The following is a 13,100-nucleotide window of genomic DNA, read 5'->3' on the forward strand; positions in this document are numbered from 1 at the left end:
CGACCCACCTACCCCCACTCCGCCGGCCTCTCCGTCCTACGCCTGCGCCGCTTCTCCCTCCTCCTCCACCGCCGTTCGGCCGCCGTCGCCGCCGCGCTGCTCCCCGTGCTCGCCGGGGTGATGCTGCTCTCGGCCTGCGCCGGGCAGACCTTCGTCGGGCCCGGTGAGGTCTGGCGAGCCGTCCAGGGGCACTCGGGGCCGTACGACCTCGTCGTCAACGAACTCCGTGTCCCGCGCATCGTGCTCGGGGCGATGGTCGGTGCCGCGCTCGGGATCGCCGGGGCACTGGTGCAGACCGTGACGCGGAACCCGCTGGCCGGCCCGGATGTCATAGGCGTCGGGCACGGGGCGGCCGCCGCGACCGTGCTGGCCCTGACCACCGGCCTGGTGGCCTCGCCCGCCGCGCTCCCCGCCGTGTCCGTCACGGGCGGTCTCGTGGCCGCGGCGATCGTGTACGTGCTGGCCTGGCGGCACGGCATGCGGCCCAGCCGGTTCGTGCTCACCGGCGTCGGTATCGGGGTCGCGCTCTCCGCCGTCGTCCAGCTCTATCTGACCGAGAGCGAACTGGCCGCCGCCGAGCAGGTCAAGCTGTGGCTGACCGGCAGCCTCAACGGTCGTGGCTGGGAACAGGCGGGCCCCCTCGGCGTCGTGCTCCTGCTGTCCCTGCCTGCCCTGGTCCGGGCGAGCCGGGCGCAGAAACCGCTCGGTCTCGACCCCGACACGGCCGCCGCGCTCGGCGTCCGCGTGCACCGGGCCCAGCTCGGCCTCACCGCGCTCGGCGTGGTGCTCGCCGCCACCGCGACGGGTGCGGCCGGCCCGATCGGCTTCGTCGCGCTGACCAGCCCACAACTGGCCCGGCGTCTCACGCGCACCCCCCAGCTCCCCCTCATGAGCTCGGCGCTGACGGGCGCGATCGTCATCGTCACCGCGGACCTGGTGGCCCGCACGCTGGTCCCGCCCCTGGAGATCCCGGTGGGCGCGCTGACCTCGCTGGTCGGCGGACCCTACCTGCTGTGGTTGCTGGGGCGGTCGGCACGAGGGAACGGCGCACGCTTTCCCTGAAAAGCGGCGCACTCCTTCCCTGAAATGCGGCGCACGCTTTCCCTGAAAGTGCGCCCCAGAGCCGCCCAAGGCGCACAGTGCGGCGTTGCACGCCTGTACGTCTCCCGATCTCGGCGTACTGCCTCCCCCCGGGGCCCCCGGCTGTGGTTCTCTGAAGCACTCACGAGGGGGAACACCATGGACGATCTTCCGATCGAGATCCTTGTCCTGCCCGAACGGCCGGCGGCCCGCGAGGACGAGGTGACCGAGTTCGACGTGGCCGTCGAGGTCAGGTGCCGCACCGCCGAGGCCACCGACCGGCGGGGCGGGGCCATGAACCTCTGCCTGGTCATCGACCGCAGCGGCAGTATGGCGGGCCAGGACAAGCTCGAGGTGGCCAAGCGCAGCTGCGTGGACATCTTCCGGCGGATCACCGGCGACGACCTCTTCACGGTCGTCGTGTTCGACAGCGCCGTCCAGGTCGTGGTCAATCCGCAGACCCCCGGCGCTCAGGTGGAGGAGAAGCTCAAGGCGATCCGGCCGGGCGGCGCGACCAACCTCTCCCTGGGCTGGTACCAGGGGCTGCTGGAACTGCAGAGCCACATGACGGACGAGCACTACGGCCGGCTGATCCTGCTCTCCGACGGCCTGGCCAACGAGGGGGAGACCAAGAAGGCGGCCCTCGCCTCGGTGGCCTCGCGCGCCCGGGACGAGGGCATCACCACCTCGACGATCGGTATCGGCGGTGACTTCCAGGAGGAAATCCTGGACGCTATCGCCACCGCCTCCGGAGGCCGGTTCTGGTACATCTCCGAGTCCGGCATCGACACCATCCTGGAGGAGGAGTTCCGCAGCGCCCTCACCGTCGTACTCGACCGTCCCAAGGTCGAGTTGATCCTTCCCGACGGTGTCAGTGTCAGCGAGGAGCTCAACTCCCTGCGAAAGACCTCCCGCGGCTACGCGCTGCGCCCGCTCAAGGGGCAGGACACCTACAACTTCGCGGTCCGTCTGCAGATCGACCCCGCACACGTGGGCACCCCGGACTTCACCCTTCGGGCGCGGCTGTACGACAGCACCCGCGAGGTGACCTCCACCGAGCAGACCATCACCCTGGCCCCCCAGTCGGAGGTGGTCACCAGCCCCGTCCACCCGCTGGTCAACAGCGTGGTGGAGCAGTACCGCTCCTCACAGACCGAGGAGAAGATGCTCGAGGACATGGACTCCCGGGAGCTCGGTGGCATGAAGGAGATGCTGGAGGCCGAGGTGGCTCGCATGAAGCGGGCCGAGGCCGGTCTGCTGGCCCAGCGGAGCATGCTGGACCCCACGCGCTGGCAGGCGGAGTGGGACCATCTGGATCACCACCTCAGCATGAGCGAGACCGCGATGCTCGTGAACGAGCTGATGAGGGAGTACTTCGACGAACCAGAGATTCAGGACCTGTTCAACGTCTGGCGCAAGAGCTTCATGCACGAGAAACAGCGGAAACGGGGCTTCTGGCGACTGAGCAAACGGGATGACGAGGTCGAGGTCCTCCTTCTCGTGGAGGCGATCGGCGTCACCGACACCCTCATCCAGCGCCTCCCCGACAGCCGTGCCGACCTGGAACAGAAACGCGAGAGCCTCCGTGAGCAGCTGGCACGCATCCAATAGCGCCGAGTGGACCCCGGTCGGGGACCGGATGCTCACCGGTCACGGCGGCGGGATCGGCCCGTACGCGGCCTCGTACGCGATCGACCTCACCTCCGGTCCGGTGCTCAACGGCTCGGTGTCCGCCGACATCCTGCTGACGGGCACCGGGGTGACGGGCGCCGGTCTGGTCTGCCGGGCCGACCGGGACTGGACGTTCGTGGCCTTCTACACGGCACCGCAGGACGTGTCCGAAGGCACCACCGTCGCCCGGCTGGGTGTGTTCCAGGAGGGCGTACTCACCCCGGTCGCCCAGCTCGCGGAACCGGTCGAGCTGGAGCGTGGCTACAACCACTTCTCGTTGGAGTTCTTCTCCGGACAGATGCGCGGCGAGATACGCGCCGGAGACCGGACGTACGAGCTGACGGCCGCCTGCCCGCACGTCCCTTTCGCCGGGCACGCCGGCCTGGTCAAGTTCTACGGCGCGGGAGTCCTGGCCACGTCGTGGTCCGTGGAGCGGACGAGAATCCCGTTCGTCCCCGCAGCCTCCAGACGGAAAGAAGGACAGGTGTTCCAGTACGACGTCTTCCTCTGCCATGCGAGGGAGACCGCGCAGGAAGTGCACGACATCGCCCAGGCGCTGAAGGCGCGGGGCATCAGTTACTGGCTGGACACGGAACAGATCACCTACGGCGACCGTGTGACGGAGAAGATCGAGGAGGGGCTGCGCAACAGCCACTACGTGCTTCCGTGCATCAGCAAGGGCCTCATGGAGAGGAGCTGGTGCCGGGCCGAGTACGGAGGCATCCTCAACGCCGAGCTGAGCGGCGACTCGACGCGCATCGTCGTCCCCCTGATGCTGGCCGCCGCGGAACCGGACGACATCCCGCTGCTGTTCCGGGACAAGCGGCGGGTCACCAGCACGAACAGAGTGGAGTTCGACAGGTTCATCGATTTCCTCCTCAGTAACTGAGGAGGACGGGACCGGAACCGTCGCGGGTGGGCGACCCGGGTGGGCGACGCGGCATCACCACCGTGTCGCCCACCCGTCCAGGAAGGCGGTCAGATCGTCGCCGTGTCGATCACGAAGCGGTACCGGACGTCGCTCGACAGGACCCGCTCGTACGCGACGTTGATCTCGGCGGCGTCGATCAGCTCGATCTCGGAGCCCAGGCCGTGCTCGGCGCAGAAGTCCAGCATCTCCTGGGTCTCGCGGATACCGCCGATGCCGGAGCCCGCGAGGGTCTTGCGGCCGCCGATCACGGAGAACAGGTTGAGCGCGACGGGCTCCTCGGGCGCGCCCACGTTCACGAAGGCGCCGTCCGTCCTGAGCAGGGACAGGAAGGCGTCCAGGTCCAGCGGGGCGGACACGGTGGACAGGATCAGGTCGAACGAACCCCGCAGCTCGTCGAAGGTCTTCGGGTCGCTGGTCGCGTAGTAGTGGTCGGCGCCGAGCCGCAGCCCGTCGTCCTTCTTGCGCAGGGACTGGGAGAGGACCGTCACCTCGGCGCCGAGGGCGTGCGCGATCTTGACGCCCATGTGGCCGAGGCCGCCGAAGCCGAGGACGGCGACCTTCTTGCCGGGCCCGGCGTTCCAGTGCTTCAGCGGGGAGTACGTGGTGATGCCGGCGCACAGAAGGGGCGCGGCCACGTCCAGCGCGAGCCCGTCGGGGATGCGCACGACGAAGGCCTCGTCGACGACGATCTTCTCGGAGTAGCCGCCGTAGGTGGGCTCCCCGCTCTTGTCGAGGGCGTTGTACGTGCCGACGTTGCCCTTGAGGCAGTACTGCTCCAGGCCGGCCTCGCAGTTCTCGCACTCGCGGCAGGAGTCGACCATGCAGCCGACGCCGACGCGGTCGCCGGCCCGGTACTTGGTCACGCCGGAGCCGACCTCGGAGACGACGCCGGCTATCTCGTGCCCGGGCACCATCGGGAAGATCGCCTCGCCCCAGCCCTCGCGAGCCTGGTGGATGTCCGAGTGGCAGATACCGGCGAACTTGATGTCGATCAGTACGTCGAACTCACCGACCTCGCGGCGCTCGATCGTGGTGCGCTCCAGTGGAGCCTTGGCCGCGGGGGCGGCGTATGCGGCGACAGTGGTGGTCATGGTCGGGGGTTCTCCTAGGGAGTCGTCCTGCGCCCGGCCTGCCTTCCGGCCGGGTGCGGGCTCCAGCCTGTCTGAGCGCGCGGGGTTCACCCAGGTCACGGTTCTGCGTACGTTCGCTGGTCCTACCACTGGCGGGGTCAGGCTGGCAGTCGTACGACCGTGAATACTTGACGTATGGACGAAAAGCCCGAGACCGTACCGGCCGCTCAGGAACCCGGTGGTGACGCCGGGAGGACCCTGGACCGGCGGGCCGAGCTCAGCGAGTTCCTGCGCACCCGGCGTGCCCGGCTGAAGCCGGAGGACGTGGGGCTGCCCGACTTCGGCCGGCACCGCCGGGTGCCCGGGCTGCGCCGCGAGGAGCTCGCGCAGCTGGCGGGCGTCTCCGTGGCGTACTACACGCGGCTGGAGCAGGGCAACGGGCGCAACGTATCGGCGGAGGTGCTCGACGCGATCGCGCGCGCCCTGCGGCTGAGTGACGCCGAGCACGCCCACCTCACGCATCTCGCGAAGCCGAAGGCGCACAAGAAGAAGCCGTCGGCGCGGTCGCAGCAGGTTCGGGGCGCTCTGCGGCAGCTGCTGGACACGCTGGACGGCATCCCCGCGTACATCGTGGGCCGGCGCTCGGACGTCCTGATCTGGAACCGGATGGCGGCGGCCGTCTTCGGGGACTGGTCCGAGCTGCCCGCCCATGAGCGCAACTGGGCGCGGATGGTGTTCCTGCGGCCCGAGTACCGCGAGCTGTTCGTGGAGTGGGACGACAAGGCCGCCGACATCGTGAGCTACCTGCGGATGGACGCCGGCTGCCACCCGGACGACCCGCGGCTGTCGTCGCTGGTCGGGGAGCTCTCGGTGAAGAGCGAGGAGTTCCGGCGGCTGTGGGCCACGCACGACGTCAAGGAGAAGGGCCATGGGGTGAAGCGGCTGCGGCATCCCCTGGTCGGTGAGCTCACGCTCTCCTTCGAGACGTTTCGGCTGCCGGACGACGGGGAGCAGTCGCTGATCACGTACCACGCTGAGCCGGGGTCGCCTTCGGCGGATGCTCTGCGGTTGTTGGCGAGCTGGGGTACGGATGCGCAGGCCTCCGGCCGGAGCGCGTCTGCCCTTGGGCGCCGTCCTGGTGCCGAGTGAGTCTCGTCTGCCGAGTACCGCCGGTGGTCTGCTGCGGGTTCGTCGTGGCTTGTCGCGCAGTTCCCCGCGCCCCTGAAAGATCGCGCAGTTCCCCGCGCCCCTGAAAGAACGCGCAGTTCCCCGCGCCCCTGAAAGAACGCGCAGTTCCCCGCGCCCCTAAAGAAACGCGCAGTTCCTCGCGCCCCTTAAAAGCCGGGCCCGCGCCCCAGCCCTGCACGGCGTCCCAGAGCTCCCGCGCCCCTGAAAAAGTCAGGGGCGCGCCCCCTGTCCCGCGCCCGCTAACGCTGGAGCGCACCCCCGTCACGCGCGGTACGGCGGTGCTGACCCCCATCCCCATCTCGGTACCGGCTGGTCCGCCGGCGGCACCGCGTTCGGGCTTGAGAAGTAGACGGCGAGTCGTGTGCCCCACTCCGCGTAGGCGACGAAGGCGGAGCGGAACTCGGCGTCGGTCGGGAGGCCGGCCTCGTCCGCCGCGTCCTGGAGCAGGTTGACCCAGCGGCGGCGCTGCGGCTCGGTGATGCCCCGGCCCATGTGTTTGGCGACCATGTGACCGTGGCCGCCCTGGGTGTCCGAGTAGGTGGACGGCCCACCGAAGACCTCACCGAGCCAGAGCGCGACGTGCTCGGCGTGCTCTGGCGGCAGCCCCTTGAACACCGGCGCCAGGAGGTCGTCCCTCAGCACCTTGTCGTAGAAGACCTCGGTGAGCCGGGTGAATGCCTCGGCGCCGCCCGCCCAGGCGTACAGCGTCGGCACGGACGCGCCCGCGCCGCGTACGACGGTGGGCTTGTAGTGGCGCATCTCCTCGATGTTGCCGACGTACGGCCGGATCTCGGCGAGGAAGTCCTCGAACAGCTCCGACTTCCGGAACCCTTCCAGGTGGTCCTCGGTCGAGGTCCACGTGATCCGGAGGACGTAGTGCTCGAAGTCCTCCTCACAACGGGACAGCTCGTAGTCGACGCACTGCGGTGCCGCCGCCAGCTGAGTTGCGGCCTTGGTGTAGGCGGCCAGGAACTCCGCCGACTGGTCCTCGGGAATCCGGTAACGGATGTACTCGACGGTCGATACGGTCATAGGTCCACACAAACACGAACGGCCCGCCGGAGGGACATCCTCCGGCGGGCCGCCCCGCGAATCAGCGGTCGGCGAACTTCACCGCTCGCTCACCGCGGTCGTACGGCTCACCTGCCGTAGTACGCGTTGTAGATCGACACCGTCGACTTGTTGCCCTTCTTGTCGGCGATCTTGGCGTGGAACGAGATGCCCTTGCCCTTCGCCGGGTTCTTGACGGTGATCTTGCCGTTCACGACCTTGACCTTGGTCCAGCTCTGGCCGTAGTCGTACGACACGTACGTGGTCAGCGACTTGAGGTTGCTGCCCGCGGCCGCGCCCAGGACGGTGACCGGGATGCTGACCTTCTTGTCCGCCGGCGCCCGGCTGTAGAGGTCGACCGGCGCGTTGAAGCGGGCGGTCGAGACCGGGAGCTTCGCCTCGGAGCTGGTCTTCTTGGACTTGAACTCCCAGCTCGTGTCGACCCGCGTGGAGGCCGCGGCCACCTTCACCGACCGCTTGATGGACGTGGTCAGCTTGTACGTGGCCTCGGCGGACGGGACCTTGAACTCGCCGCCACCCTCAAGGGCGTCGTCGTTCTCGACGATCTTCGTGCCATTGCGGTACAGCGTCGACTTCACCGAGGTGTAGAGCGAGCCGCCGGCGTGGGTCTTGCCGTCGGCGAACATCGGCAGGAAGCCGACGATGGTGTTGCCGTCACGGGTGACGCCGTAGCCGCCGCCGATCCGGGGACCGAAGACGGCCGTGTTGAACGTCTTCTCGTAGCTCTGGCCGCCCTTGAACGTCTGCTCGGCACCGAGCGTGTAGCTGGCGTCGACGATCGGCCAGCCGTCCGCGTCCACTCCGCCGATCTGCTCGAAGTCGAGGCCCCACTTCACACCGCCCGTGGTGGACAGGTGGAGTGTCCGGGTGCCGGGCAGCTTCTGCTGGATGCCGATGGCGGAGGCACCGGAGCTGTCGGGCAGGTAGCCCCAGGCCGTGATGGAGCCCTTCTTGTCGCTGCTGGAAGCACCGAGGTTGACCTTGACCGTGGCCAGCTCGCTCTTCTTCCAGTGCTTGGTGTAGCCGGTGGCGAGCTGCTTGACCTTGGCGCCGGTGACCGCGTCGTACTCGGTCTTGTCACCCTTGGTCCAGTGGCCGTCCCACTGCTGGTACAGCGAACCGTCGGTGATCTGCGGACCGAGGTGGGCGGTGCGGAAGCCCTTGTACGAGTCCAGCCACCAGCCGAAGCTGTAGCTGCCGTTGGCCACGTCCACCGTGTAGTCGGGCGACGCGAACTCGGACTTGGCGCCGGACTCGGGCACCGTGATGTCGACCGGCTTGGCCTTGCGGGCGTCCAGCGTGATCGTGGTGTTCTTGGTGACGTTCAGCTTCGGCTGGGCCAGCCAGTCGGCGCCCTTGCTGAAGTCCTCCGGGTCCACGAAGAACGCGGAGTTGAGGATGTAACCGCCCTTGGGCACCCGGACCTTGACGGTGCCGGAGGCGTCGTACGGGCTGTACCACTTCTCCTGGCCGAGTCCGGAGATGCCCGCCAGGTCGATGCCGTAGTTCACGGCCGGGTTGCCGGCGCGGTCGATCGCCTTGAACGTGAGGGTGTACGACTCGACCTCGCGCTGCACGGCGGCGGCGGTGCGCACGCTCTGGTTGCCGCCCGTGGCCGTCACGTACGCGGAGTACGCGCCGTCGACGGTGCCGCCCAGCTTGGTGTTGACCGTCAGGTCGACGGAGGCCGTGCCGCCCGCGGGGACCTTCACGGTCGTCGCACCGAGCTTGAAGAAGCCGGCGGGAGCCGCCTCGCCCTTGGGGTTGGTGCCCGCGACGGCCAGGTTGAGGGTGACGTCGTCCTTGCCGGTGTTCTTGTACGTCACCGGCTTGGTGACCGGGGTGTCGTCGGTGTGCGGCCACGACTGCGTACCGAACGTCACCGACACGGGCTCGGCGAACACGGTCTGCTTGATGGCCTTGTCCACCTGGATACGGCCCGAACCCTGCTGGAACGCCGTGTACTTGCCGCCCTTGGTGGAGCCGGTGAGGGCGCCCTTGAGCTCGGAGTACTTCCAGTCGGGGTGCTGCTGCTTCAGGATCGCCGCCGCGCCCGCCACGTGCGGGGTCGCCATCGACGTGCCCGAGATCGTCAGGTAGCCGGCCGGGTTCTCGCCGACCTCCTGCTCGATGACGCTGCCCTTGGCCGAGGCGGCCGTGATGTCCACGCCCGGCGCCGTCACGTCCGGCTTGATCTGGCCGTCGAGGCCGGGACCGGTGCTGGAGAAGGACGCCAGCTTGTCGTTGTCGTCGACAGCGCCGACGGTGAGCGCGGAGGCCGCGGTGCCCGGGGAGCCGATGGTCTGCTCGCCGAACTCGCCGTCGTTGCCGGCGGCGATCGCGAACAGGATGCCCTTCTCCTTGGAGACCTTGTCGACCTCGGCCTCCAGCGGGTCCACCTCGGGGGTGTCGCCGCCGCCGAGGCTGAGGTTCACGACGTCGGCACCCTGCGCGGCGGCCCACTCGATACCGGCGATGATGCCGGAGTCGTCACCGGAGCCGGTGTCGTCGAGGACCTTGCCGTTGAGGATCTTCGCGCCCGGAGCCACGCCCTTGTACTTGCCGTTCGACTTGGCACCGGTGCCCGCTGCGATCGAGGCGACGTGCGTGCCGTGGCCGAACTTGTCGCTCGCGTCCGCGGCCGGGGTGAAGTTCTTGGACTCGATCACCTGGTCCTTGAGGTCCGGGTGGGTGGTGTCCACACCGGTGTCCAGGACAGCGATCTTGGTGCCCTTGCCGTCGTAGCCGGCGGCCCACGCCTTGGGGGCGCCGATCTGCGGTACGGACTTGTCGAGGCTGGCCTTGCGGACGCCGTCGAGCCAGACGTTGGCGATGCCGGAGGCGGTGGTGCCGTCGGTGTCGGTCACCGCGTTCCACAGCTCGGTGGCGTCGTCCTTCGGCGTGAGGACCGCGTCCGCGTTCAGCGTCTTGAGGGTGCGGCGAACGGTGGTGTCACCGGCGTCGCGGACGTCGGCGCGGGCCCCCGTCGCGGCTCCCTTGTAGCCGACGATGAGCTTGAGGCCCTTCTTCTGGGCCTTACGACTCGCGGACTTGCTCAACTCCGTGATGTCGAACAGCCGCTCGTCCAGCTTGCCGCCGGCTATCAGGCGGGCGGCGTCGGCGGGTATCACGAGGGTGTGACCGTCGGCCTTGCGCACCTGGGCGGGGATCCCGTCCCGGCCCTTCGCGTGCTCGAAGCCGACGGGGTTGCCCTTCGCGTCGACCACGACACGGTCACCGGTGATCAGCGTGATGCGGTGCTTGGCCGAGAAGTCGGCCGCCTTCGAGCTGCTCGCGAGTTCGGGCGCCGCGGACGCCGGGCTGGTCATGCCCGCCGCGAGAGCCACGGCTGCAGCCATGGCGATCGAAGCCGTACTCGCCCTCTTCACTTGTCTGCGCAAATCTCCCCCTGGAGCTGAAGTCCGGGCGAATCAGATGTTCACCCGGCCGGGGGAATTTCCGCACACACATGCGCGTACACCCCCCGTAACAGGAAGTATGCCGGGGGGCTGACGCTTGCTCAATAGTGGGACGAGTGTTAAGAGTTGTCGGTTTCGTTACACCTGTGATCCAAGTTGGCCGGACCCTTGACAGGGGACCGAAACACTCAGGCGCCCTCCGTCGCCTCCTCCTTCACCTTCGCCGTCGTCTTCTCCTTCACCGTGACCTTTCCCTTGCGGATCGTCACGACGCGGGGGGCCTTCTTCGCGATCGACGAGTCATGGGTGACCATGATGAAGGTGAGCCCGTGCTCCTTCCACAGGCGCTCCAGGACGTCCATGATCTCGTCGCGCATGGACTCGTCGAGGTTGCCGGTGGGTTCGTCCGCGAGCAGCACCTTCGGCCGCTTCACCAGCGCACGGGCGATGGCCACGCGCTGCTGCTGGCCGCCGGACAACTCCGAGGGCAGGTGCCGAAGCCGCTCGCCGAGCCCGACCGACTCCAGCGCCTCGGCGGCCCGTTCGCGCCGTTCCCTCGTCTTCACACCGAGCGGTACGAGCGCGGTCTCCACGTTCTCCTGGGCCGTGAGCGTGGGAATCAGGTTGAAGCTCTGGAAGACGAATCCGATGTTCTCGCTGCGCACCTTGGTGAGCTTCGCCTCGGACAGTTTCGCCAGGTCCGTGCCGTCGAGTTCGACACTGCCCTCGCTGGGCTTGTCGAGCCCGCCGAGCATCTGGAGCAGCGTGGACTTGCCGCCGCCCGTGGGTCCCTGGATGACGAGGCGGTCCCCGTCCGCGATGGTGAGGTCGACGCCGTTCAGCGCGTCGACGGTGTCCTTGCCCCGCGTGTAGCGCTTGGTGACGCCTCTGAGTTCGTACATGGTGCAACTCCTCGGATACTTAAGGGGCTCGGATACGTAAGGGGGCTCGAATACGTAAGGGGCTCGGCTACTCGACGCGGCGCAGGGCGTCGGCGGGACGCAGCCGGGAGGCGCGCCAGCCGCCGAAGGCGCCCGCGACGAGACCGCCCGTGACGGCGAGGCCGACCGCGAGGGCGATGGTGGAGGTGCTGACGGGTGCGGTGAGCGCGACCTTGAGGGCGTCGGTGGCCGCCTGCCGCCGGAAGCCGCCGCCCATGCCACCGGGGCCGCCGCCGCCCGGACCGCCCGCTCCGCTGCCGGAGGCACCCACCTGCGCCTCCAGGGTGGGGCTGATCGCGGTCACGACGTACGCGCCCGCCAGGCCGAGCGCGATGCCCAGCGCTCCGCCGACGAGTCCGTTGACGACGGCCTCACCGACGACCTGCCGGGTCACCCGCCCGGACTTCCAGCCCAGCGCCTTGAGGGTGCCGAACTCCCGTACGCGACGGGAGACGGCCGAGGAGGTGAGCAGTCCGGCCACGAGGAACGCGGCCACCAGTACCGCGAGGGACAGCCACTTGCCCACGTTGGAGGCCAGGTCGGAGGCCGTGGACAGGGACCCGGAGACGGTCTTGGCGAGATCGGCGGAGGTGGTCACCGTCGTGCCCGGGATGTTCTTCTGGATGGTCGACTTCACGGAGTCGATCTGCTGCGAGTCCGACGCCTTGACGTAGATCGTGGTGACCTTGTCCTTGGAGTCGCTCAGGGTCTGGGCCTGCTTCAGCGGGATGTAGAGGTTGGCGGCGGCGTCTCCGCTGTCCGGGGTCGCGATGCCGATGACCTTGAACTTGGTGCCCTTGACGGTGACGGTGTCGCCGACGGCGAGCTTCTTCTCCTTGGCGTACGACTTGTCGGCGACCACCACCTTGGCGTTGGTCTCGGAGGTCTTGAACGTACGGCCACTGGTGATCTTCGAGGAGGTCAGCGGGCCGAGAGCCGACTGGGTCACATCCGTGCCGTACACGGAGTAGTTGTTGACCTGGAAGTCGGCGCCACCGCCCTGGACGCGGCCCTCGGGCTGTCCGCCCTGACCGCCACCGCCCTGTCCGCCTCCGGGCTGCCCACCGCCGTTCTGTCCCTGGCCCTGCTCCTGCTGGAACTCGCCCTGACGGAACTGTCCGCTCACCTTGAGGACCCGCAGGCTGAGCCCGCCGACGGCGTCGGAAACCCCCTTCTGCGTACCGACCTTGCTCACGGTGGACGCGGCCAGGGTCTGGAACCCCTGGACCATCACGCGGTCGCTGCTCTGCTCCTCGTCGGAGTCGTTGTTCCGCGCGTCGAACTCGAACCTGGGGCCCTGGTCCTGGCCGGACTGGGCCTCCGCGGCCTTGGTGACGGTCATGTCCGTGCCCAGCCCGTACAGCGACTGGAGGACCTTGCCCTGCGCCTTCTCCATCCCGGAGGACACGGAGCTGACCACGATGACGAGGGCGATACCCAACGCGAGCCCGGAGGCGACGACGAGGGCCGCCTTTCTGCGGCGGCGCAGTTCGCGCCTCAGGTAGGTGAAGAACATGGCGGCAAGCTAGGCACGTCCCGTGATGAACGGATAAGGCTCCTATAAGAGCTGGATGAGAAGCCTGTGGGTGACCTTGCGTTGCTGTGTGCGTCTCGTCTGCCGGGTTCTGTTTGTTGGCGGCCGCGGGTTCGTTGTGGCTGGTCGCGCAGTTCCCCGCGCCCCTGAAAAGCCTGGGGCTCGCCCGGTGGTCTTTTCGGGGGCGCGGGGAAC

At 68.7% G+C, this 13,100-nt stretch carries 9 protein-coding genes; 4 read left to right on the plus strand and 5 right to left on the minus strand.

The window, feature by feature from the left end:
* The 3 genes from FNH08_RS29310 to FNH08_RS53645 all read left to right on the plus strand — a co-directional run.
* Positions 1–1,062: FecCD family ABC transporter permease (locus tag FNH08_RS29310; RefSeq protein WP_228034427.1), on the plus strand; the 1,062-nt coding region annotated here is incomplete at its 5' end.
* Between the two features lie 177 nt (positions 1,063–1,239).
* Positions 1,240–2,691, plus strand: coding sequence for a vWA domain-containing protein (locus tag FNH08_RS29315; RefSeq protein ID WP_152774546.1), 1,452 nt, complete (start codon positions 1,240–1,242; stop codon positions 2,689–2,691).
* Entirely contained in the window at positions 2,666–3,640 is a 975-nt protein-coding gene (locus FNH08_RS53645; RefSeq protein ID WP_194238657.1) for a toll/interleukin-1 receptor domain-containing protein, read from the plus strand. The genes FNH08_RS29315 and FNH08_RS53645 overlap by 26 nt, the downstream gene beginning before the upstream one ends.
* Positions 3,641–3,729: 89 nt before the next feature.
* Here FNH08_RS53645 and FNH08_RS29325 read toward each other — a convergent pair whose 3' ends face one another.
* Entirely contained in the window at positions 3,730–4,773 is a 1,044-nt protein-coding gene (locus FNH08_RS29325; protein ID WP_152774548.1) for an NAD(P)-dependent alcohol dehydrogenase, read from the minus strand.
* Between the two features lie 174 nt (positions 4,774–4,947).
* Between FNH08_RS29325 and FNH08_RS29330 the strand changes: the two genes are divergently transcribed.
* Complete coding sequence (locus FNH08_RS29330; protein WP_152774549.1) at positions 4,948–5,901, plus strand: helix-turn-helix domain-containing protein; 954 nt, start codon at positions 4,948–4,950, stop codon at positions 5,899–5,901.
* Between the two features lie 300 nt (positions 5,902–6,201).
* Here FNH08_RS29330 and FNH08_RS29335 read toward each other — a convergent pair whose 3' ends face one another.
* The 4 genes from FNH08_RS29335 to FNH08_RS29350 form a co-directional block, all read right to left on the minus strand.
* Positions 6,202–6,972, minus strand: coding sequence for a group II truncated hemoglobin (locus FNH08_RS29335; RefSeq protein WP_152774550.1), 771 nt, complete (start codon positions 6,970–6,972; stop codon positions 6,202–6,204).
* A 107-nt stretch (positions 6,973–7,079) separates the two neighbouring features.
* Positions 7,080–10,370 carry a S8 family peptidase gene (locus tag FNH08_RS29340; protein WP_152774551.1) on the minus strand — a complete coding sequence of 1,097 codons (3,291 nt, stop codon included), beginning with the start codon at positions 10,368–10,370 and terminating at the stop codon, positions 7,080–7,082.
* A gap of 248 nt (positions 10,371–10,618) precedes the next feature.
* A complete protein-coding gene (locus FNH08_RS29345) occupies positions 10,619–11,332 on the minus strand; it encodes an ABC transporter ATP-binding protein (RefSeq protein WP_152774552.1) in 714 nt (237 codons plus the stop codon).
* Between the two features lie 67 nt (positions 11,333–11,399).
* Complete coding sequence (locus FNH08_RS29350; RefSeq protein ID WP_152774553.1) at positions 11,400–12,887, minus strand: ABC transporter permease; 1,488 nt, start codon at positions 12,885–12,887, stop codon at positions 11,400–11,402.
* Positions 12,888–13,100: the final 213 nt, after the last annotated feature.

Origin of the sequence: Streptomyces spongiae, from assembly GCF_009377185.1 — a bacterium.
In the GTDB taxonomy this organism is placed as follows: Bacteria; Actinomycetota; Actinomycetes; order Streptomycetales; family Streptomycetaceae; genus Streptomyces; species Streptomyces spongiae.